This window comes from Vibrio cortegadensis (assembly GCF_024347395.1).
Classification (GTDB): domain Bacteria; phylum Pseudomonadota; class Gammaproteobacteria; order Enterobacterales; family Vibrionaceae; genus Vibrio; species Vibrio cortegadensis.
The window spans coordinates 2,186,513-2,208,400 of record NZ_AP025472.1 but is presented as its reverse complement, the minus strand read 5'-3'; the positions used below and the strand labels follow the sequence as shown (position 1 = coordinate 2,208,400).

Annotated in this window: 16 protein-coding genes and 2 pseudogenes; 16 read left to right on the top strand and 2 right to left on the bottom strand. The window is 43.7% G+C overall.

All coding sequences use genetic code 11. The annotated features are described in order from the left end of the window. Window positions 1-10: 10 nt before the first annotated feature. Together prmB and aroC are read left to right on the top strand one after the other, a co-directional pair. Window positions 11-943, top strand: coding sequence for a 50S ribosomal protein L3 N(5)-glutamine methyltransferase (gene prmB, locus OCV39_RS10345; protein WP_017052460.1), 933 nt, complete (start codon window positions 11-13; stop codon window positions 941-943). Window positions 944-1,198: 255 nt separating this feature from the next. Beyond that, on the top strand, window positions 1,199-2,284 hold the full coding sequence (aroC, locus tag OCV39_RS10340; protein ID WP_261888430.1) for a chorismate synthase: 1,086 nt from the start codon (window positions 1,199-1,201) through the stop codon (window positions 2,282-2,284). 258 nt (window positions 2,285-2,542) lie between these two features. Here the strand turns inward: aroC and OCV39_RS10335 are convergent, their stop codons facing one another. Then, window positions 2,543-3,166 (bottom strand): trimeric intracellular cation channel family protein, encoded by a 624-nt coding sequence (locus tag OCV39_RS10335; RefSeq protein ID WP_017052458.1) that lies wholly within the window; start codon window positions 3,164-3,166, stop codon window positions 2,543-2,545. 230 nt (window positions 3,167-3,396) lie between these two features. Here OCV39_RS10335 and OCV39_RS10330 point away from each other — a divergent pair, with 230 nt between their 5' ends. The 3 genes from OCV39_RS10330 to OCV39_RS10320 all read left to right on the top strand — a co-directional run bounded on the left by OCV39_RS10330 (window position 3,397) and on the right by OCV39_RS10320 (window position 4,901). Further along, window positions 3,397-3,927: an elongation factor P hydroxylase gene (locus OCV39_RS10330; RefSeq protein ID WP_261888429.1), complete on the top strand. Its 531-nt coding sequence runs from the start codon at window positions 3,397-3,399 to the stop codon at window positions 3,925-3,927. A 13-nt stretch (window positions 3,928-3,940) separates the two neighbouring features. After that, entirely contained in the window at window positions 3,941-4,204 is a 264-nt protein-coding gene (locus OCV39_RS10325; RefSeq protein ID WP_261888428.1) for a YfcL family protein, read from the top strand. Between the two features lie 166 nt (window positions 4,205-4,370). After that, window positions 4,371-4,901 carry an NADPH-dependent FMN reductase gene (locus tag OCV39_RS10320; protein WP_017052455.1) on the top strand — a complete coding sequence of 177 codons (531 nt, stop codon included), beginning with the start codon at window positions 4,371-4,373 and terminating at the stop codon, window positions 4,899-4,901. A gap of 148 nt (window positions 4,902-5,049) precedes the next feature. Here OCV39_RS10320 and mnmC read toward each other — a convergent pair whose 3' ends face one another. Further along, complete coding sequence (gene mnmC, locus OCV39_RS10315; RefSeq protein WP_261888427.1) at window positions 5,050-7,197, bottom strand: bifunctional tRNA (5-methylaminomethyl-2-thiouridine)(34)-methyltransferase MnmD/FAD-dependent 5-carboxymethylaminomethyl-2-thiouridine(34) oxidoreductase MnmC; 2,148 nt, start codon at window positions 7,195-7,197, stop codon at window positions 5,050-5,052. Between the two features lie 56 nt (window positions 7,198-7,253). Here mnmC and fabB point away from each other — a divergent pair, with 56 nt between their 5' ends. The 11 genes and pseudogenes from fabB (at window position 7,254) to purF (ending at window position 21,873) form a co-directional block, all read left to right on the top strand. Beyond that, on the top strand, window positions 7,254-8,465 hold the full coding sequence (gene fabB, locus OCV39_RS10310) for a beta-ketoacyl-ACP synthase I (protein ID WP_017052453.1): 1,212 nt from the start codon (window positions 7,254-7,256) through the stop codon (window positions 8,463-8,465). A 271-nt stretch (window positions 8,466-8,736) separates the two neighbouring features. Further along, on the top strand, window positions 8,737-9,879 hold the full coding sequence (locus tag OCV39_RS10305) for a 4-phosphoerythronate dehydrogenase (protein WP_171757027.1): 1,143 nt from the start codon (window positions 8,737-8,739) through the stop codon (window positions 9,877-9,879). 8 nt (window positions 9,880-9,887) lie between these two features. Continuing rightward, window positions 9,888-10,901, top strand: coding sequence for an aspartate-semialdehyde dehydrogenase (locus OCV39_RS10300; RefSeq protein WP_017052450.1), 1,014 nt, complete (start codon window positions 9,888-9,890; stop codon window positions 10,899-10,901). Window positions 10,902-11,100: 199 nt separating this feature from the next. Then, the gene (locus OCV39_RS10295) at window positions 11,101-15,843 is read left to right on the top strand and encodes a FimV/HubP family polar landmark protein (protein WP_261888426.1); all 4,743 of its coding nucleotides are present in this window, start codon (window positions 11,101-11,103) and stop codon (window positions 15,841-15,843) included. Window positions 15,844-15,992: 149 nt separating this feature from the next. Further along, a complete protein-coding gene (gene truA / locus OCV39_RS10290) occupies window positions 15,993-16,787 on the top strand; it encodes a tRNA pseudouridine(38-40) synthase TruA (RefSeq protein ID WP_017053067.1) in 795 nt (264 codons plus the stop codon). Between the two features lie 175 nt (window positions 16,788-16,962). Further along, window positions 16,963-17,889, top strand: coding sequence for an acetyl-CoA carboxylase, carboxyltransferase subunit beta (accD, locus tag OCV39_RS10285; protein WP_017053068.1), 927 nt, complete (start codon window positions 16,963-16,965; stop codon window positions 17,887-17,889). A gap of 44 nt (window positions 17,890-17,933) precedes the next feature. After that, the gene (gene folC, locus OCV39_RS10280; protein WP_261888425.1) at window positions 17,934-19,196 is read left to right on the top strand and encodes a bifunctional tetrahydrofolate synthase/dihydrofolate synthase; all 1,263 of its coding nucleotides are present in this window, start codon (window positions 17,934-17,936) and stop codon (window positions 19,194-19,196) included. Next, window positions 19,197-19,422 (top strand): annotated as a pseudogene (locus OCV39_RS21180) (cell division protein DedD); the annotation flags it as partial. 68 nt (window positions 19,423-19,490) lie between these two features. Beyond that, window positions 19,491-19,772 (top strand): annotated as a pseudogene (locus OCV39_RS21175) (SPOR domain-containing protein); the annotation flags it as partial. A gap of 60 nt (window positions 19,773-19,832) precedes the next feature. After that, window positions 19,833-20,324 (top strand): CvpA family protein, encoded by a 492-nt coding sequence (locus tag OCV39_RS10270; RefSeq protein ID WP_017053071.1) that lies wholly within the window; start codon window positions 19,833-19,835, stop codon window positions 20,322-20,324. Between the two features lie 34 nt (window positions 20,325-20,358). Then, the gene (purF, locus tag OCV39_RS10265) at window positions 20,359-21,873 is read left to right on the top strand and encodes an amidophosphoribosyltransferase (protein ID WP_171757029.1); all 1,515 of its coding nucleotides are present in this window, start codon (window positions 20,359-20,361) and stop codon (window positions 21,871-21,873) included. Window positions 21,874-21,888 lie beyond the last annotated feature (15 nt).

Here is a 21,888-nt window from a genome sequence, read left to right as displayed (position 1 = left end):
GGAGGCAATTTTGGATAAGATTTTTGTAGAAGAGGCCGTGTCTGAACTTCACACTCTTCAAGATATGATTCGTTGGACGGTTAGCCGCTTTAATGCAGCAGGTTTATTCTATGGTCATGGAACCGATAACGCATGGGATGAAGCAGTTCAATTAATCCTACCAACTCTTTATTTACCGATTGATGTGCCTCCTCATGTTTTGAATTCTCGCTTAACTAATAGTGAGCGTTTACGTATTGTGGAACGAGTAATTCATCGTATTAATGACCGAACGCCAACCGCTTACTTGACCAATAAAGCTTGGTTCTGTGGTTTAGAGTTCTTTGTTGATGAGCGCGTTCTTGTGCCTCGTTCTCCAATTGGTGAACTTATTGAAGCGCAATTCCAACCGTGGTTAGTTGAAGAGCCAGTACGCATTATGGACTTATGTACTGGCAGTGGTTGTATTGCGATCGCTTGTGCACATGCATTCCCTGATGCGGAAGTGGATGCTATCGATATCTCAACCGATGCACTACAAGTTGCTGAGCAGAATGTACAAGATCACGGAATGGAGCAGCAAGTGTTCCCAATTCGTTCTGATCTATTCCGCGATTTACCAAAAGAAAAGTACAACCTAATTGTATCGAACCCACCTTATGTGGATGAAGAAGACATGGGTAGCTTGCCTGAAGAGTTTACCCATGAGCCTGAACTTGGTTTAGCTGCGGGTACTGATGGCCTTAAACTGGTTCGTCGTATTTTGTCTAATGCCCCTGACTATTTAACCGATGACGGTATCTTGATCTGTGAAGTAGGCAATTCAATGGTGCATATGATGGAACAGTACCCAGACATTCCATTCACTTGGATTGAGTTCTCTAATGGTGGTCATGGTGTATTCATGATCACTCGCGCTCAGTTGATTGAGTGTGCAGAAGAGTTTGCACTCTACAAAGATTAAACCATTCGTATAAATAGATTTTGTTCTATTTGTATCTGAAAACGTCAGCTTTTAACGCTGGCGTTTTTTTATGTTTTTCGAGAAGCAAGGAAAGCATGTCATTAATTGTTAGAATTTAGTGTATTTTTTGGTTTACAAGAATTGCTATTAAAGCCACTATGAAATCACGAAGAATTGATGATTGAACGCGGTGATGAGTAAAATTGGTTGGCAAGATGCCCCAAATCTTATCCCCACTTCTACACAGAGGATGTAATGGCAGGAAATAGTATCGGGCAACACTTTCGAGTAACAACATTCGGGGAGAGTCACGGTATCGCACTAGGATGTATCGTCGATGGATGCCCTCCGGGATTAGAGCTTACCGAATCAGATTTACAAAAGGACTTGGACCGCCGCCGTCCGGGTACCTCTCGCTATACAACGGCTCGTCGTGAAGCCGATGAAGTGAAAATTCTATCTGGTGTCTTTGAAGGGCAAACAACAGGAACGTCAATTGGCCTGTTGATTGAAAACACCGATCAGCGTTCTAAAGATTATTCTGAAATCAAAGATAAATTCCGTCCAGGCCATGCTGACTATACTTACCATCAAAAATATGGGGTTCGTGATTATCGTGGCGGTGGTCGCTCTTCTGCGCGTGAAACGGCAATGCGTGTGGCTGCCGGAGCCATTGCAAAAAAATACCTTAAACAAGAATTTGGTGTAGAAATCCAAGCTTATTTATCGCAAATGGGCGATATTTCAATTGATAAAGTCGATTGGAATGAGATCGAGAATAACGCTTTCTTTTGCCCTGATGCTGATAAAGTGTCTGAATTTGATCAATTGATTCGTGATTTACTCAAAGAAGGCAACTCCATTGGTGCAAAGATTCAAGTGGTGGCAACGAAAATTCCAGTAGGGTTGGGTGAGCCAATATTTGACCGATTGGATGCTGATATTGCTCATGCGCTGATGAGTATCAACGCAGTCAAAGGCGTTGAAATTGGTGATGGCTTTGGTGTTGTGAACCAAAAGGGAAGTGAGCATCGTGATCCATTAACTCCTGAAGGTTTCTCAAGTAATCATGCTGGTGGTATTTTGGGCGGTATTTCGACTGGACAAGATATTGTTGCGAGTATTGCGCTTAAACCGACATCGAGCATTACCGTTCCCGGTGAAACGATCACGAAAGATGGTGAACCGACTCAGTTAATTACTAAAGGGCGTCACGATCCATGCGTGGGTATTCGTGCGGTACCAATTGCTGAAGCTATGCTGGCGATTGTGTTACTCGATCATCTGCTGCGCCACCGTGGTCAGAACTTTGGCGTGCAGACGACGACTCCGCAGATATAGTGTTCAAGTTGAGCGTTTAAAATAAAACCGTGTTCAAGGTAAAATAGCTTCAACGAAAAACGCCCTCACATATTATGAGGGCGTTTTTATTAGGTCGGTTATCGCTTTGTGTAAAGTATAGCTAATGATCAAGAGTCACCTTATTTCAATAGCTTAATGTCAATAGCTTAATTTCAGAACATAGTCTTATCGCAGAAATAGCTTAATCGCAGAACATAGTTTACTCACAGAAATAGCTTAATCGTAGATATGGATGGATTAATGAATGGAGCCTTCAGTTTCCAAGTGGAAAGAGGGCAATCGCCATTTAAATCGAACGGCTGCCATTCGCAGTAAATAGCCGACACTGAGTGTCACAACTGTGCTGGTTACATCACTGATGCCATATTCAAGCAAAGCTAAATAGAGCCCAGATGCGACGAGCGCGACAGAGGCATAAAGCTCTTCATGCAGTACGAGTGGTGTTTGTCGACAAATCATATCGCGAAGTAGCCCACCAAATACACCCGTGACTAAGCCTGAAACCATACAGATAGCAGGATGAAGCCCCATTGTCATGGCGACTTTTGTTCCGATGATACTGAATACAATGAGCCCCAGTGCATCCAGACGAATAAATAGCCCTTTAAATTTAATGACCCACTTTGCCAAACCAGTCGTCACCACGCCAGCAACGCAGGTGATCATCAAGTATTCAGGGTTTTTAACCCAGCCGAGAGGGTAGTGCCCTAGGAGAATATCGCGAACCGTCCCACCCCCAATTGCTGTCGCACTTGCTACCAGCATGACACCAAACCAATCCATTTTTTTTCGACCAGCACTGAGCGCACCTGTCATTGCTTCTGCTGTGATCCCTACGATATATAAAACACTTAATAGCATCGTCTTAAACTCTATAAATTACCTAGCAGGAAGTGCTTGGTTATAAAAAATGAAAGCGCGATTCTAGTGCTTAAGCGGCAATCTGACGAATGAGATTTTGTACTGTGAACAGAGCTTATTGATTAGATTAACTAATTCTAGGGTGATGATATAACTCAGCTAAATCCTTTACCTAGGAAGATAAAAAATGGAGAATGTATCGTGTTGTTCCTAATAGACCTAAATAAACTATGAGCCATCACTATCCAGACATCATCGCCATTTTTAATACCACATTTTCCAACAGCTTTAATACCCAATTAGAGCTTGGCGGAGATGAACCTATTTACTTACCCGCTGATGATAATAATGAACACCATCGGATTATTTTTGCTCGTGGTTTCTATGCGTCGGCCATGCATGAAATTGCTCACTGGTGCGTGGCTGGTCCAAAGCGCCGATTACTGGAAGATTTTGGTTACTGGTACGAGCCTGATGGGCGTACTGCCGAAGTTCAAGCTGAATTCGAGAAAGTCGAAACCAGACCACAAGCTTATGAGTGGATTTTGTCACAAAGCGCAGGCTTTCCTTTTAGTGTTAGCTGTGACAATCTACATGGCGATTTTGAACCGGATAGATTAGCGTTTATGAGTAAAGTTCATCAGGAAGTGATGAGCATTTTAGACGCTGGGTTACCAGAAAGAGTCAAAATGCTTGCAGACGCTTTGAGTGACTTTTATAAGACACCAGCATTAACCCCTTGCCAATTTGTCGTGAAATAAAAAAGAGAACGAAATGATTATTGAATTTGAAGAGAAGTTACTTGAGTTGATTGATAACCGAATTGAAACTGCGTCTGATGATGAATTGTTTGCCGGTGGTTACTTGCGTGGTCATATTTCTCTTTCTATTGCATCATGCGAAGAAGAGGGAATCAACGACGTCGCTGTAGTAAAAGAGCTTATTGAAAAAAGCCTCGATGATGCGCGTTCAGAACTCAGTCCAGCCGATCGTACTATTGTTAGCGATTTATGGCAGGAGCTACAAAGTCAAGCGTAGCTCATTCACAGTGCTGCGCACCTATATATAAGCTATAGATAAGATATAGATAAGACTCGTTCGAATAATTTGAATGAGTCCGTACAATTTTTGTAGTTGTTGAAATATTGCCCTGTTGTAATCTTATTAGCACTTAACGAGATGACAGAAACGAAAGGGTATCATCATGAAAATTATCGCATTTGGCGCAAGCACCAGCTCAACTTCTATTAATAAAGCTCTCGCAACTTATACAGCTAATTTGATTGAAGATGCTGAAGTTATCGTTTTAGATATCAATGACTATCAAGTTCCGATGTTTAGCGAAGATAAAGAAAAAGAGATCGGTCAAGCGGAAGGGGCGCAAGCATTCTTACGTGATCTTTCTCAAGCGGATGCCTTTGTTATCTCATTTGCTGAGCATAACGGTTACTTCCCTGCGGCTTACAAAAACCTATTTGATTGGACGACACGTATTGAGCGCTCTGTTTTTCAGGATAAGCCAGCGGTCTTTTTAGCTACATCGCCAGGTCCGGGTGGTGCACAATCTGCACTAGCGGCAGCAACGGGCTCTGCTCCATTCTTTGGCGGCAACGTGAAAGCTTCGGTTTCTGTGCCTAGTTTCTATGATAACTTCGATTTTGCGACTGGCTCAATCAGTAACGATGAGATCACTGCTCAACTAAAAGAGGCGGTTGCCCAGTTAGCGCAGTCATAATATTTAGCATAATGATCACGTTCGCACCGAGCGATTAATTTTAAAAAAGCCAGAACAGCCATGCCGTTCTGGCTTTTTTGTTTGAGGAAAACTCAACTTTATTTAGCTCAACAGCTCTTAGCTCAACTCAACCGGGCCGTATTACGTATTATTGAGGCTGGTGGTTTTTGTCTGCCACGTAACCGTTAGTCAATGCTTTGCCTTTGCGCAGTCGTCTTACCCACATTCTGCTTGGGTGAATGGCTTCTAAGACATCCGCAGGAAGTGGGAGCGGGTCGCCGCAAATTTGAGAGGCCAACACTTCTGCCAATAAAGAGGCAGAGCTTAATCCGCGTGAGCCTAAACCAATAAAGCAGTAAAGATTCGGGTAGCTTGATACCGGCTTAATTTCATCCAGTGAATCGCGCTTAGGATTAAAGTTATGCAGATTTTGGTACTGGGTGGTAATTGCTTCGAAATCCCCTACATTTCCTACAAAAGGCAGGTGATCTCGACTGACACTGCGAATACCCTGGCGAGATAAGTTACCGCTCGTATCGGTCTCTTTTGCCCACTCTTGATCGGGAAGTGAACCCGCGAGTCTTACCCCATTGTGCTGTTGCACTTCAGGATCAAACTCTTGGTCAATATTACTTTTATCGTAGTTCGCACCAATGCAGTGGTGACCATTATTGAGATTTTGAGGAGTTAAATAGCCATCAAAGCACAATACCGTTTTCAACTTACTTAAGTTTTCAGTGGTTGGGATATGGCTCACTTGCCCTTTGACCGGAGTCAGCGGGATCCGCTGAGTTTGTTCAAATTGAGTAAATTTATGCCCATTTGCCACCACGACTTGATCATGATGAGTGATGACTTCACCGTTAGGTGTCTCTATTGTTAATTGCCACTGGTTTGTGTCGACTAACCACTTCAAATCGGTGACTTGATGCTGGTAGTGAGTGGTTACGGCGGATGCCTCTTCTAGCTTTTTGAACAAACCTTGGGTTAGTTGTAACGGGCTTAACCAGCCACCAAGTGGGAAGTAGACACTCTCTTTATCAACATTGAGGCCGATTTTCTTATTTGCTTCTTCTTGGGATAATCGTTGAATAAGATCGTGATGAAAGTTCCCTTCGAGCATTCGATTCAGTTTTTTCTTCGAGGCTTCATCCCACATCAGAATGTTAACGCCACACCAATCATGGTCAAACGGAATGCTCTCTGCTGCTTGCTCGATAAATTGACGTGCGAACAGCATTCCTGGGCTAAATACTCGTGAAACATTCGATTTTTCATCACTCAAAAGAGGGTAAATTGCTCCTTGGTTGTTGCCAGAAGCGTTGCCTGCGGCCTGTTCGTGTTCGCAATAGACTGTAATGTTTTTACCGCGACGAGATAGCGTTTTGGCTAAAGCTGCACTCGCGATACCACCACCGATAATTGCGATATCGTCAGATTCCGAATGGGGAGACAGACCATACCAAGGTTTTGTATTGGTGTAAGGGACTTTGTTTTTGAGTGTTCCCGCGATCATTTCGCGTTTAATGCCAAAGCCTTTGACCTTTTTCATCTCAAAGCCAGCGTCTATCAAGCCACGTCGAACAAAGCCGGCTGCGGTGAAGGTCGCGCAAGTGCAATCTTGTTTTGCTAATTTTGCCATGTCATCAAACAGGTCTTGATTCCACATCTCAGGATTTTTACTTGGTGCAAAACCATCAAGGAACCAAGCGTCAATAATGCCTTCTGAGTAAGTCTGAACTAAAGGCATGCAATCTTTTATGTCCCCAAACCACAAATCAAGAGTGATAGCGCCGTCAGCTAAAACGATCCGGTGGCACTCAGGAACGGCAATCGGGTAGTGCTGCTGTAACTGTTCTGCGTATTGAGCAAGTTCAGGCCAAGCTTGATGCGCTTTAATTAGGTCATCTTTGTTCAGTGGGAATTTTTCGAAACTGACAAAATGCAGCTCTTTCAGCTCAGCGTCTGGGTTTTCTTTAAGAAACTTATCAAACCATTGCCATACCGCTAGAAAATTGAGACCAGTGCCAAACCCTGTTTCGCCAATGGTAAAGCGCCTTTGTTGATGCTCTTGCCATCGTTGAGGAAGGTGATTTTGTTGCAAGAACACATAGCGTGTTTCCTCTAAGCCGTTTACATTAGAGAAATAAACATCATCAAATTGATCAGATACGGGTGTTCCAGCCTCGTTCCAGCCGAGTTCAGCATTGGTTATTGAAGTCATATTGCCTTTGTTTTTGTGATATGGGACGGTCTGTAAGAGTTGATTGTACGAATTTCTGGGAAAGCTGACCACTTTTGTTATGCTTCTTAGTTATCATCTAGCTGTATTTTGAATTATAGGAATGTCACATGAAACGAGTCGTAATCACCGGTATGGGTATTGTTTCAAGTATCGGTAACAACGTCGAAGAAGTTTTAGCTTCACTAAAAGCGGGTAAATCAGGTATCACAGCTTCAGAACAGTTCAAGGAAAACGGACTTCGTTCTCAAGTTTGGGGTAACCTGAAAATGAACCCTGCTGACCATATTGATCGCAAAAAAGTGCGCTTTATGGGTGATGCGGCAGCCTTTGCTTACCTTTCAATGGAACAAGCAATCGCAGACTCTGGTCTAGCTGAAGACCAAGTTTCAAATGACCGTACTGGTATCGTTGCGGGTTCTGGTGGTGCATCATCACTGAACCAAGTAAATGCGGTTGATATTCTACGTAACAAAGGCGTTAAGCGTGTTGGTCCATACATGGTTCCACGTACTATGGCGTCAACGGTTTCTGCATGTCTTGCAACACCGTTTAAAATCCGTGGCGTGAACTACTCAATGAGTTCAGCTTGTGCAACGTCTGCACACTGTATCGGCCACGCAATGGAGCTGATCCAACTAGGCAAGCAAGATGTCGTATTTGCTGGTGGCGGTGAAGAACTTGATTGGTCTTTGACTATGATGTTCGATGCAATGGGCGCACTGTCGACTAAGTACAATGATTCTCCAGATCAAGCTTCTCGTACATACGATGCAGACCGTGATGGTTTCGTTATCTCTGGTGGCGGCGGTATGTTGGTTATCGAAGAGCTAGAGCACGCAAAAGCTCGTGGCGCAAAAATTTACGGTGAAATCGTAGGTTACGGTGCGACATCAGATGGCTACGACATGGTTGCTCCTTCAGGCGAAGGCGCAGTACGTTGCATGAAGATGGCAATGCAAAATGTTGATAGTGTTGATTACGTGAACACTCACGGTACTTCAACTCCTGTTGGTGACGTAAAAGAGCTTGGCGCAATCCAAGAGATCTTTGGCGGCGACAGCCCTGCTATTTCAGCAACAAAAGCGATGACAGGTCACGCTCTCGGTGCTGCTGGTGTTCATGAAGCGATTTACTCTACTTTGATGCTTGATAATGGTTTCGTAGCGCCAAGCATTAACATTGCGAATTTAGATGAAGCGGCTGAAGGCCTAGATATCGTGACAGAAATGCGCGAACAAGAGTTGACGACAGTAATGTCTAACAGCTTTGGCTTTGGCGGTACAAACGCTACGCTAGTGATTAAGAAATACCAAGACTAGGAGCGTTCCTAGCCATCTCGATACCTTTCAGCGTTAAATCAGTAAACGTTTAACGCTGATATCAAGGAATAGATTTTAAGGTTTCCAGAGCTTGATCAGGCTAACTGATCGAACAGACGCAGACTCTGTCCCCTGGAGAGCGGGACCGGATCCTTTTGTTCTGGATTTTGCCCAGTGGTTTACGCCACTGGGCATTTTTATTTGCTCGACAGATAGCCCCTGTTTACTGCAAAATCTATTTTCTCTTTTCATACCATTGATATGACTCCCTATGAAAATCCTAATTGATGAAAACATGCCTTATGCTGAACAACTCTTTAGCCAGCTAGGGGATGTTGTACTAAAGCCAGGTCGCACTCTAACCGCAGATGATTTAATTGACGTTGATGCCTTGATGATTCGCTCAGTGACGAAAGTAAACTCGGCACTGTTAGAAAAAGCGAATAAGCTAAAGTTCGTTGGTACGGCAACCGCAGGAATGGATCACGTCGATCAGCCGTTATTAGCGCAGAAAGGTATTTTTTTTACCGCTGCCCCAGGTTGTAACAAAGTCGGTGTGGCTGAATACGTCTTTAGCGTGATGATGGTACTTGCGCAGCAACATGGTTTCTCCGTTTTTGATAAAACCGTCGGAATTGTTGGTGCAGGCCAGGTGGGGAGTTACTTAGCTAAGTGCTTATCCGGTATTGGAATCAAAGTTTTGCTGAATGATCCGCCGAAAGAGCAAGCAGGTGATGCTCGTTCTTTTACACCATTAGATAAATTATTAGAGCAAGCCGACATTATCAGTTTGCATACACCGATCACCAAAGAGGGTGAACACCCAAGTCATCATTTGCTTGACGGTGCTCGGTTGAGTGCTTTACGTGCTGATCAGATATTAATAAATGCCGCGCGCGGCCCAGTCGTGGATAACCAAGCCCTGAAGCAACGGCTTGAAAAACAAGATGGTTTTATTGCTGCGCTGGATGTATTTGAATTTGAACCACAAGTGGATATGGAACTGCTACCTTATCTTGCTTTTGCGACGCCACACGTCGCGGGTTATGGTTTAGAAGGCAAAGCTCGTGGGACAACCATGATTTTCAACTCTTATTGTGAGTTCATCAATAGTGAACAGCGAGTGGATCCAAACCGCTTATTACCTATCGCGCCTATCCCTAAAGTGCATTTAGATAGAGAATGGGATGAAGCAACACTGCACAATTTGACTCAGTTGATTTATGATGTGCGCCAAGATGATGCATTGTTCCGTCGCGAAATTGCCAAACCTGACTCTTTTGATCAGATGCGTAAGCAATATTGGGATAGAAGGGAGTACAGTGCAATCCAATTAGTTGGGGATGATTCATGCAATCTAGAGCCCCTAGCTAAGTTAGGCTTTAAGACAAAGCCCAATTTTCAGAATGAATGAGAGAGACAATGAGCCAAGAATTTAATATTGCTATTTTAGGTGCGACAGGTGCGGTTGGCGAGACCATCATTGAAGTACTAAAAGATCGTAAATTCCCTGTAGGTGAAATCTTCTTGCTTGCAAGTGAGCGTAGTGAAGGTAAAAGCTACCGATTCAATGGCAAAACGATCAGTGTTCAAAATGTAGAAGAGTTTGATTGGTCTCAAGCGCATATTGCATTCTTCTCTGCGGGTGCTGAGCAGTCTGCTAAGTGGGCTCCTGTTGCGGCAGATGAAGGTGTGGTTGTGATTGATAACACATCACAATACCGTTATGAATACGATGTGCCTCTAGTTGTTCCTGAAGTGAACCCAGAAGCGATTGCAGAGTTTCGTAACCGTAACATCATCGCAAACCCAAATTGCTCAACCATTCAAATGTTAGTGGCGCTTAAGCCAATTCATGATGCTGTTGGTTTAGAGCGTATTAACGTGTCGACTTACCAATCGGTTTCTGGTGCGGGTAAAGCCGGTATTGATGAGTTAGCAGGACAAACTGCAAAACTTTTAAATGGTCACCCAGCAGATAGCGAAGTGTTCAGTCAACAGATCGCATTTAACTGTGTGCCTCAAATTGACGAATTTACGGAAAATGGTTACACACGAGAAGAGATGAAGATGGTTTGGGAAACTCAAAAAATCTTTAATGATTCTTCTATCACGGTTAACCCGACTTGTGTACGAGTGCCTGTTTTCTACGGCCACGCAGAATCATTACATGTTGAAACATGCTCTCCAATCGGGGCTGAACAAGTAACAGAATTACTTAACGCGACGGATGGGGTTGAAGTGTATCCAGATTTGGATTTCCCAACTCAAGTTCGCGATGCTGGTGGCAAAGACCATGTAATGGTTGGCCGAATTCGTAATGATATTAGCCACCATAGTGGTATCAACCTTTGGGTTGTCGCAGACAACGTTCGTAAAGGTGCAGCAACCAATGCCGTGCAAATCGCAGAAGTTTTGATTCGTGATTACTTCTAACTAGCGATTCAATAAAGCCTCACCCAGTGTGAGGCTTTTTTCATCATATCGTTTATACCACCGACTATTTATGTGAGATTGCTGCGATTATCACGCCTGCCACACATTTTTTGCCTTCATCTCTATAGTTTTACGGCATTTATCCGATATATTTAATAGATCATAATTTTTCATACCTAAGCACATAGCTGAGCCTTATATGCGTCAAATTTATAAGCGATTATTAACGTCACTCACATTGATAGCCGCGACTCAGGTTTCAAACGTCCATGCAGATTCAATTCGTCTTTTAGGGCCGAATGGTGAAGTTCAGACATCTCCACAATACTCTGAACAAGTGCAAAGAGCTCAAGCTCCTGTTGCAAGTAGAGTTGTGTCTGATGAACCTTCGCGTTTTTATGGCCCAACAGGTGCCCGAGAGACCCTTTGGTCTATCGCTTCCAACCTGCGTCCATCGAATCGAGTTTCTGTCCAACAGACGCTTCTTGCTATTTATCGTCTGAATCCTCAAGCATTCGAAAATCAAAATATTCACAGCTTGCTCCCTAATCAAAATTTGAGAGTCCCTTCTTTAGAGCAAGTCAGTGCGAGTACCACTCAGCAAGCCATTGCCATCATGGATGCGCATACCGCCAAATTAGCCAACGCTCCAACGGTTCGGCCTGTTACGAAAGCGGTGCAACCGATCCCTCGAACCGCATCTTCGAACATAAGTGCACCGAGTGCATCTTTAGCTGCTGAAAAACCGGTTATGGAAAAAGCTGTAGCGCCAAAGTCAGCTGCCAAACCTACGCCAGTAGTGAAACCTGCGCCTTCGAAAACCGTTTCACCAGTATCTAGTAACCCGCTACCTAGCAATCAAGACATCGTTAAATTAGAGCAGGATCTAAGTAGCTCTGAAACCGAATTAACGTCACTTGAAGAGAAAAACCACCAATTAAGATTGATGCTGGCAGATGTGCAATCTGAAGTCGATGGACTAAAAGGTGAGCTTGGGGATGAAAGCCGTATTCGGTCAGAAGTGGAAAAACTTCTTGCTGAAGAACGTGCAAAAGAACTCGAAGAGCAAAAACTAGCGCCAACATCATTAGATACATTGCTTTCTAATGGATGGTTAGTGGCGTTATTAGCCATTGTTCCAGGTTTACTGCTTGGTCTGATCGTCGTATTGCTGCTTGGCCGTCGTTCGAAGAGTGAAGAAACTGAAGCGAAACCAGTAGAAGAGTCGGTTGCTGAAGATGCACCGATTATCTTAGGTGAAGATGCGGATGAGCTGTCTGATGATCTCTCATTGGATGATGACCTATTCGGTGATGGCAGCGATCCTGATGCTCTATTTGGTGATGATACGACATCTGATGACGACGATATTTTTGCCAGTCTAGATGACGATGATCTTGATTTTAACCTTGAAGGTGAAGATGAAGAGGATCCATTTGCAGGTATTGGTGATGATGGTGATCTCGATGAGAGTTTCAGCGAATTTGACTCAAGCAGCAATGGCATCAGCGTTAACGGTGATGAAAAAGCGCTTGGCTTAGAAGAGATGGAACGAGCACTCGATGAAGTTGAGCCTGAGTTATCAGAGGAAGAAGAAGCCGCTTTCGACTTATCAGATGAAGGCGGAATGTCTCAAGATGAGATTGAAAAACTTCTCGCAAGCGATGAGCCAACAGAAGAGCTAGAAGATGATGCGGTTGATCAGTCGTTTTTAGATGAACTGCTTGCCGGAAATGGAGACGACGATGACGACGATTTTGACATTGATAGTCTCATTGCTGAACAGGCTCCAAGCCCAAGTAGTACACCTGATCCCGATGATATTGATGATATCTTTGCACAAGTCGCCGCTGAAGAAGCGTCATCAGATGAATTTAACCTAGATGATGATACCGATAGCACTCCAGCCCCTACAAGCAATGCTGATGCATCTATTGATGATATCGATGACATCTTTGCTCAAGTTGCAGCGGAAAAAAGTGCGGAACCAGAAAGTTTAGCGTCTGATGATATTGACGACATTTTTGCTCAGTTCAGCACAGAAGCCTCCGACGATTTAAACTTAGACGATTCGGATAGTGATGATGTCACTCTACTTGACGAAATGCTTGACGACGAGGCTCCGCTTGAAGCTGAAAGTACAGACTTACTTGATGAACTTCTGAGTGACGACGATGAGCAAGATCTCGATCTGCAAGACAGTAGCGACTTATTGGATGACTTACTTAGTGAAGATGAGCCAAGTAATGGAACTACGGAAGCTGAGTTAGAAAACGAAGAGTTTGACCCTATCGCTGAGTTAGAGTCTCTTTCAGGTCTTTCCGATGATGAGCTTCTTGACCTTGATGAGAACAGTACAGAAACTCTGGATGAGTTACTGGGTACGGATTCGAACGATGAAACACCAGAGCTTGAACTTGATGAAGATAGCACTGATCTATTCGACGAACTCCTTGCTGGTGATATCGACGTAGATCAAGACGATAGCGATACTTTAGATGAACTTCTGAGTTCTGAATTGACGGACTTGAGCGAGGATTCTGTTAGTGCGAATGCAGAACCAAGCGTCGGTGAGAAAGCATCAGATGTCACTGAACCTTCGTTTGATGAGATTTTCAATAGCGCCATTGAAACAAACGAACAGCCAGAACATGAGGCTCCAGTTGTTTCTAATGAAGTGTCGTCTGATTCTGAGCTAGATGAAAATAGTACTGAGCTTCTTGATGAATTATTACTTGATGATAGCGATGACGATAGTAGTGAGGAGTCGCTAACATCAAGTGAATCTGAATCTGAATCTGAATCTGCATTTGATCGTGATGATTTCATTGATGACTTATTTAATGCAGCACCAGAAACGGATGCTCTACTTGACGATGTTATCGAAACAACGGATCAAGCCCTTGCAGATGAACTAGATGCTGATTTAATCGTGCCAGAGCCAGAGCCAGAGCCAGAGCCAGAGCCAGAGCCAGAGCCAGAGCCAGAGCCAGAGCCAGAGCCAGAGCCAGAGCCAGAGCCAGAGCCAGAAAATGAAACCGGAATATCATCGGATGACGATCATCAGAGTGAAGTTTCTCGTTTCGAAGATATTGCAGCGCAAGATATTGATGATATTTTCACGTCAGAGAGCAGCGATGCTGAAGAAGATTGGTTATCTGCTGCTATTGATGATGTCGAATCGACTCAAGATGAGACAGAATCAGACTTTGACTTTGCGCCTACCATTGAAGGCGTTTCAGACAGTATCGACTCGGAAGATGAAGGTGTTGAGAGTGAATCATCCATTGATTTAGAAGATGACCAACTGTCGGCTCCCCCTTCAACCACTGATGAAAGCTTGGCTGATAAACCGGAAGAAATGAAACAGCCGAACATGCCAGAGTCGATTCCAAATGAGTTTGGAATGCCTCAAGATGATGATTGGCTCACTGATGACGACGAACTTGTTACCGAAGCTGAGCCGGAAAGTGCACCTGTTGTTTCAGAGCAAGAAATTGTAGCCTCTGAACCAGAAGCTCCAGCACCAGAAGCACCCGTACAACCAACAGCGCAAGAGTTCGATGAGTTAGAACTTCCTGAATATAGTGAAGAAGATGCTCTTGCGGATGCATTTGCAGAACCAAATTCAGATGCGGATATCGCTCAAGAGCCGCTTCTAGACGAACAGCTTGTCGATGAGCCAATAAGCAATGAACCTGCTGCTGAAGTCTCTGAGCCAGAAGCTCCAGCACAACCATCAGAGCAAGATTTCGATGAGCTAGAGCTTCCTGAATACGGTGAAGAAGATGCCCTTGCGGACGCATTTTCAGAGCCAAGTTCGGATGCGGATATCGCTCAAGAGCCGCTTCTAGATGAGCCGCTTATAGACGAACAGCTTGTCGATGAGCCAATAAGCAATGAACCTGCTGCTGAAGTCTCTGAGCCAGAAGCTCCAGCACAACCATCAGTGCAAGAGTTCGATGAGTTAGAACTTCCTGAATATGGTGAAGAAGATGCCCTTGCGGATGCATTTGCAGAGCCAAGTTCAGATGCGGATATCGCTCAAGAACCTGAACCTGCGACTTTAGCACAAGAACTCGATGAGTTAGAACTTCCTGAATACAGTGAGCAAGATGCTCTTGCGGATGCATTCTCTAGTGTGGGAGCGGATACTGGCTTCGACCTAGACTCAGATTCAGATCTAGATCTAGGTAGTGAGGAGGGCGAGGCAGAAGCGGTTCAAAATACGGCCTCTTTCGAAGACAATTCCGATAAAGATGCTCTACAAGATCTGTTTTCAGCAAGTGCCGATGAAATTTTAGAAGAAGATATTGTTGGTGACTTTGATGAGTCAGCACTAGCGGAATTGCTATCAGAAGATGTCCAGCACTCTGTGGACGATATGTTCCGTCAGCCGATGGATAGCCGTGCTTCAGATAGTGCCGGGTTAGATATTGAAGCGATGCTTGATGTTGGCGGAGAAGATTGGGATGGATTCAATTTATCTCCAGATCAGAACGCAAGTAACTTAACCGGTGTTCCAGAAGATCAGCGTGAGGTTTGGCAAGATGATGCGCAATTAGAGCAGCCAAAAATCCAAGCTGAGGATTGGGGCAATCAAAATGAATTTTCTGATTTTGATGCAAAAAAATCGGAGTTCATGACCATTGACCAATTAATGGCTGAAGTCGATCAGAATGAACCACAACCGAATCCAGATGAAGAAGAGTTAAAGCTTGATGTAGGCTTAAATGAATTCCCAGATGTGATCGGCGACAATGGTGATGTGGATGTCGACAGCCATGGTGAAGCGGCCGGCAAGTTAGATTTGGCTAAAATTTATATTGAGATGAATGATAGCAACGGTGCGATTAAATTATTGGAAGAGGCGATTGTTTACGGTGATGATACGATTCGCCGAGAAGCAAAAAATTTAATCGATACCTTAAATCGTCAATAATGGGTTAATCGTCCGCAATAAGTAAATTCAAAGAGCAGCAATTTTGTTGCTCTTTTTCTTTTTTAACGATAGAAGAAATCACCAACGAGATTAGAAATCTCAATGGATTGATATTATACTCTTCGCCCCATTTTCAAAGAGAGCACAACATGAAAATTGCTTTAGGTATTGAGTATGACGGTACTCACTACTATGGTTGGCAACGCCAGAAAGATGTAATAGGTGTCCAAGAGAAATTAGAGAAGGCACTGGCTATTGTCGCTAACCATCCTGTTGAAGTGTTTTGTGCAGGTCGTACTGATGCTGGTGTACATGGTACTGGGCAGGTTGTTCATTTTGAAACGACCTCCACACGCAAAATGGTGGCATGGACAATGGGCGTAAATGCAAACATGCCTAAAGATATCGCGGTACGATGGGCTAAAGAAGTCCCTGATGAATTCCATGCTCGCTTTACTGCCACAGCAAGGCGTTATCGCTATATTATCTATAACAGCCCGTATCGTCCGGGAATCATGTCTTCAGGTGTTAGCCATTACCATGGTGAGCTTGATGAGGCGAAAATGCAGGAAGCGGGGCAGTATCTATTAGGCGAGAATGATTTTACTTCATTTCGCGCTTTGCATTGCCAATCAAGAAGTCCATGCCGAAATATGATGCATTTAAATGTCACACGACATGGTAAATACGTCATTATTGATATCAAAGCAAACGCCTTTGTTCACCACATGGTGCGCAATATTACGGGCAGTTTGATTGCAGTCGGGCGTGGAGAGAAAGATCCTGAATGGATCAAATGGCTATTAGAAGCAAAAGAGCGAAAGCTGGCAGGAGCGACCGCAAAAGCAGCAGGTTTATATCTGGTTGATGTGGACTATCCGGCTGAATATGAGCTGCCAAGAGAGCCGATCGGACCGTTGTTTCTCGCGGATAATTTGAACTAATTGTGAGACTTAGGTTCAAAAACTAATATTAATGGGCAGGTAAGATAGAATTTGAAAATAGGTACAACCAGTTTTTTATCTACACTTGCCATTTATTGTGGTTTAATCCTCACGCATATATTCCAAATTTACATCTTTCGCAATCAAGTGAAAGAGCTGACAGAAAAGGTCTTCCATGAGTTGGCTTGAAAAAATTTTAGAAAAAAGCAACATCGTTACTTCACGTAAAGCGTCTATCCCTGAAGGGGTTTGGACAAAATGTACTTCATGTGAACAGGTTCTTTATCATGCAGAACTAGAACGTAACTTAGAAGTTTGTCCTAAATGTGATCATCACATGCGCATGAAGGCTCGTCGTCGTTTAGAAACATTTTTAGATGAGAATAATCGTGTTGAGCTCGCGACGGAGTTCGAACCACAAGATAAACTGAAATTTAAAGACTCTAAGCGTTACAAAGAGCGAATCTCAATTGCACAGAAGAATAGCGGTGAAAAAGACGCGCTTGTTGTTATGCAAGGTGAGTTGCTAGGCATGCCATTGGTAGCTTGTGCTTTTGAATTCTCATTCATGGGCGGTTCAATGGGCTCTGTAGTCGGTGCTCGTTTTGTCGCGGCTGTTGATGCGGCTATCGCAAGTAATTGTGGTCTCGTTTGTTTCTCTGCAAGTGGCGGTGCTCGTATGCAAGAAGCACTGATGTCATTAATGCAAATGGCAAAAACCAGCGCGGCTCTTGAGCGATTGTCTTCAAAAGGATTACCGTTTGTATCTGTGATGACAGACCCAACAATGGGTGGTGTTTCAGCGAGTTTAGCTATGCTAGGCGATATCAATATCGGTGAGCCTAAAGCGTTAATTGGTTTTGCTGGTCGTCGTGTTATTGAACAAACCGTACGTGAAGACTTACCTGAAGGTTTCCAGCGTAGTGAGTTTTTGCTTGATCATGGTGCTATCGATATGATCGTTGACCGCCGTGAAATGCGTCAGCGTGTCGGCAGTTTAGTTGCGAAAATGACGAATCATAGCTCTCCATTAGTAGTTTCTGTGAACGATTCACCAAATGAAACGACTTATGAAGTACCAGAAGCTTCTGAAAAAGGGTAAAGTAGTCGCTAACAAACCAATATTAATTGATGGTTATTAGTTAGATGAGTCAAAACCCAACCCCACAAGCCACATCACCTCTATCGATGTGGCTTGATTATTTATCAAACATCCACACGAGTGCTATCGACTTAGGCTTAGATCGCGTACAAGCCGTTGCTGCTCAAACCAAGCTTACTAAACCCGCACCTAAAATCATCACCGTTGCTGGAACAAATGGCAAGGGCTCTACCTGTGCCTTGATGGAAGCCATCTTGCTTGATGCAGGCTATTCTGTTGGTGTTTATAGCTCTCCCCATCTGATCCGTTATAACGAACGCGTACGTGTTAATGGTCAAGATCTACCTGATGAAAAACATGCACAGGCTTTTTCTTATATTGAGCAACAGCGTGGTGAAATCAGTTTAAGCTTTTTCGAATATGGCACCTTGGCAGCTCTGAGACTGTTTCAAACGGAACAGGTCGATATTGTGTTGCTGGAAGTTGGTTTAGGTGGTCGTTTAGACGCGACAAACGTTGTTGACCATGATGTTTCTGTTATTACCAGTTTAGCGGTTGATCATGTTGACTGGCTTGGTGATGACATTAACGTGATAGGTTTTGAAAAAGCGGGAATTTTCCGTTCTAACAAACCTGCTATTTGTGGGCAACCTAAGCCTCCTGCAACTGTTGCCGCTCATGCCGATGATATTAATGCAGAGTTTCATCAAGTCGGTATTCAATTTGATTACTCGCTGACAGGTGATACTTGGGTATGGAAAAGTGGGTCGTTTACATTAGAGGCTTTACCTATTCCTCAGTTGCCTTTACCTAACGCCGCCACAGCGATAATGGCATTGGGTTGCGCTGAACTTGATGTTAGCGACGTGAATATTGTTAATGGGCTTAAAGCTGCATCACTGCCTGGTCGAATGCAGACGCTTTCCGAGGCTCCGAAAATCATTCTTGATGTCGCTCATAACCCCCATTCTGCTGAATATTTAGTTAAGCAGATGCAGGCGCACTATTCAGATCATTCGATCCATGTTGTCGTTGCGATGCTGCATGATAAAGATGTCGCGGCGACACTTGAGGCACTAAAACCCATAGCCAACTATTGGTATCCTGCGTCTCTTTCTGGGCCTAGAGCGGCTCTGGCCTCGGAATTGTGTCAGTCACTTGAAAATGATGTAGAGCAGTACCTTACGCCTGTTGATGCTTTTAACGCTGCGTTGGCTACCGCGAAAGATAAAGAACTTATCCTTGTAGTCGGTTCATTTCATACTGTAGGTGAAGTACTCGATTACTGGCAAAAAAAAGGAATCTAGATGGCAAGTAAATTTCAAAGCCGCTTAGTTGGAACGATCATACTGGTTGCGATGGGTGTGATTGTTTTACCCGATGTTTTAGATGGTCAAAAACTGCATTACAAAGAAGAGTTTGCCAGCATCCCAATTAAACCAGAGCTTGATAGTGACGTAGAAACTTTCGAGTTGCTGGATCCCATTGAAGATGAATCGGTTCTGCCTGATTCACCTGTAGAAGTTGTACTTGATTCGAATGTGGATCGCTCGGATGTAAATAGCTCGAAGCCTTCGACGACATCTGCATCTAAGGATCACGTAAAAACGGTTGCGAAAGTCGTACCTGAAAAGAACGATTATCAAGACAGTGCGTGGATCATTCAACTGATGGCATTAAAGAGTGCAGATAATGCTAAAAACTTAGTGAAGGATCTAAAGAAACGAGGTTACCAAGCTCATACGAAGAAAGAAAATTCATTTACTCGTATTATTATTGGCCCTGATGTATCAAAAACGAAACTTGAGCGACAAGTTAAAGAATTGGAAAAAATAACTGGTTCTAAAGGTCAATTGCTCAAATTTAAACCACTAAACCCATAAGAAAACGTTTGCGTCGCGTTTTTTTCTGTTAAAATGCGCGCCAACTGAGATGTAGAATTCATGAATTGGTTAGATTTTGTCATTTTAGGTGTGGTCGGATTTTCAGCTCTGATCAGTTTAGTTCGCGGCTTTGCAAAGGAAGCATTGTCATTGGTGATTTGGTGTGGTGCATTTTTTATTGCCAGCCAATACTACGCAAAACTTGCGGTGTATTTTACCAATATTGCAGATGATATGTTCCGCAACGGAGCCGCAATCGCAGCACTATTTGTTGCAACGCTCGTAGTTGGGGCTCTAGTTAACTATGTTATCGGTCAGCTAGTGCAAAAAACAGGGTTATCGGGTACAGATAGAGTTCTTGGTGTCGTTTTCGGCGGCTTACGTGGAATTCTAATTGTGTCAGCACTTCTGTTTTTTATGGATACATTCACCGCCTTCCCAAGTTCTGAGTGGTGGAAGAACTCGCAATTGGTTCCTGAATTTAGTCGAATCATTGCTCCGTTCTTCGAACATTTACAAGCAACATCAAGTTTCTTATCTGGCGCAGTTTAGCGCCAGTAACTGTCGCCAAATTGAGGATTAGGACATGTGTGGGATTGTTGGAATCGTGGGTACATCACCTGTAAACCAGTCTATCTATGACGCGCTAACGGTTTTACAGCACCGTGGCCAAGATGCCGCTGGTATTGTTACCATAGAAAGCAATCGTTTCCGTCTGCGTAAAGCAAATGGTTTAGTGAAAGATGTCTTTGAAGCAAAACACATGCAACGTCTACAGGGCAACGTTGGTATCGGCCATGTTCGTTACCCAACAGCAGGTAGTTCAAGTGCTTCTGAAGCGCAGCCATTTTATGTTAACTCCCCATTTGGTATCACCTTAGCTCATAACGGTAATTTGACTAACGTGAATGACGTGCGTGAAAAACTCTTTGAAAAAGACCGCCGCCACGTTAACACCACTTCAGACTCAGAAGTGTTACTCAACGTTCTTGCTCATGAGATTGATACTGTTAAAGGGAACGTGACATCTGAAGATGTATTTCGTGCTGTCGCGAATGTCCATCGAACTATCCGTGGCGCTTACGCGGTTACGGCAATGATCATCGGACATGGCATGGTGGCGTTTCGTGACCCTCATGGTATCCGTCCTTTGTGCTTAGGTAAGCGCGAAGTGAATGGACAATTTGAATACATGGTGGCTTCAGAGTCAGTTGCACTGGATGCGGTTGGTTTTGATTTTGTTCGTGATGTTGCGCCGGGCGAAGCGATTTACGTTGCGTTTGATGGTCAACTCTTTACTAAGCAATGTGCCGACAACCCTCAGTTGAATCCTTGCATTTTTGAATTCGTTTACTTCGCACGCCCAGATTCGTTTATTGATAAAATATCAGTATATAGCGCACGCGTAGAGATGGGAAAAAAGCTAGGTGAGCGCATTAAAGATGAATTTTCACATCTAGACATTGATGTTGTTATTCCTATCCCAGAAACATCTTGCGATATTGCCTTGCAAATAGCCCAAGCGATCGACACTCCATATCGTCAAGGGTTTGTTAAAAACCGTTATGTTGGGCGTACTTTTATCATGCCGGGGCAGCAGCAACGTAAGAAGTCCGTTCGCCGTAAACTGAATGCAATTCGCTCTGAATTTAAAGATAAAAATGTTCTTCTTGTGGATGATTCAATTGTTCGCGGTACAACGTCTGAACAGATCATTGAGATGGCTCGAGATTCAGGGGCGAAGAAAGTCTTTATGGTGTCAGCTGCGCCAGAAGTTCGATTCCCGAATGTGTATGGTATTGATATGCCAAGTGCAAGTGAGTTAATTGCTCATGGCCGTGATAACCAAACTATTTGCAATCATATCGGTGCCGATGCGTTAATCTATCAAAAACTTGAAGACTTAGTGGATGCCGTCGGTCTTAGTAATCAAGATATTGCGCGTTTTGATGCGTCGGTATTTAATGGTGAATATGTGACGGGTGATATCGATCAAAACTACCTCGATTTTCTAGAATCGTTGCGCAATGATGACTCGAAAACTGCACGAGAAATGCAGCAAGATTTAGCCAATTTAGAACTGCATAATGAAGGAGCCTAAATTCTTGATGTTTAA

What these genes read in the sequence shown, in the direction of transcription:
- OCV39_RS10295 (WP_261888426.1), top strand. Translation starts at nt 11,101, where the DNA reads ATGCGTCAAATTTATAAGCGATTATTAACGTCACTCACATTGATAGCC.
- truA (WP_017053067.1), top strand. Translation starts at nt 15,993, where the DNA reads ATGAAAATTGCTTTAGGTATTGAGTATGACGGTACTCACTACTATGGT.
- folC (WP_261888425.1), top strand. Translation starts at nt 17,934, where the DNA reads ATGAGTCAAAACCCAACCCCACAAGCCACATCACCTCTATCGATGTGG.
- OCV39_RS10335 (WP_017052458.1), bottom strand. Translation starts at nt 3,166, where the DNA reads ATGCTATTAAGTGTTTTATATATCGTAGGGATCACAGCAGAAGCAATG.
- fabB (WP_017052453.1), top strand. Translation starts at nt 7,254, where the DNA reads ATGAAACGAGTCGTAATCACCGGTATGGGTATTGTTTCAAGTATCGGT.
- OCV39_RS10305 (WP_171757027.1), top strand. Translation starts at nt 8,737, where the DNA reads ATGAAAATCCTAATTGATGAAAACATGCCTTATGCTGAACAACTCTTT.
- OCV39_RS10270 (WP_017053071.1), top strand. Translation starts at nt 19,833, where the DNA reads ATGAATTGGTTAGATTTTGTCATTTTAGGTGTGGTCGGATTTTCAGCT.
- OCV39_RS10330 (WP_261888429.1), top strand. Translation starts at nt 3,397, where the DNA reads ATGAGCCATCACTATCCAGACATCATCGCCATTTTTAATACCACATTT.
- OCV39_RS10325 (WP_261888428.1), top strand. Translation starts at nt 3,941, where the DNA reads ATGATTATTGAATTTGAAGAGAAGTTACTTGAGTTGATTGATAACCGA.
- accD (WP_017053068.1), top strand. Translation starts at nt 16,963, where the DNA reads ATGAGTTGGCTTGAAAAAATTTTAGAAAAAAGCAACATCGTTACTTCA.
- OCV39_RS10300 (WP_017052450.1), top strand. Translation starts at nt 9,888, where the DNA reads ATGAGCCAAGAATTTAATATTGCTATTTTAGGTGCGACAGGTGCGGTT.
- aroC (WP_261888430.1), top strand. Translation starts at nt 1,199, where the DNA reads ATGGCAGGAAATAGTATCGGGCAACACTTTCGAGTAACAACATTCGGG.
- OCV39_RS10320 (WP_017052455.1), top strand. Translation starts at nt 4,371, where the DNA reads ATGAAAATTATCGCATTTGGCGCAAGCACCAGCTCAACTTCTATTAAT.
- purF (WP_171757029.1), top strand. Translation starts at nt 20,359, where the DNA reads ATGTGTGGGATTGTTGGAATCGTGGGTACATCACCTGTAAACCAGTCT.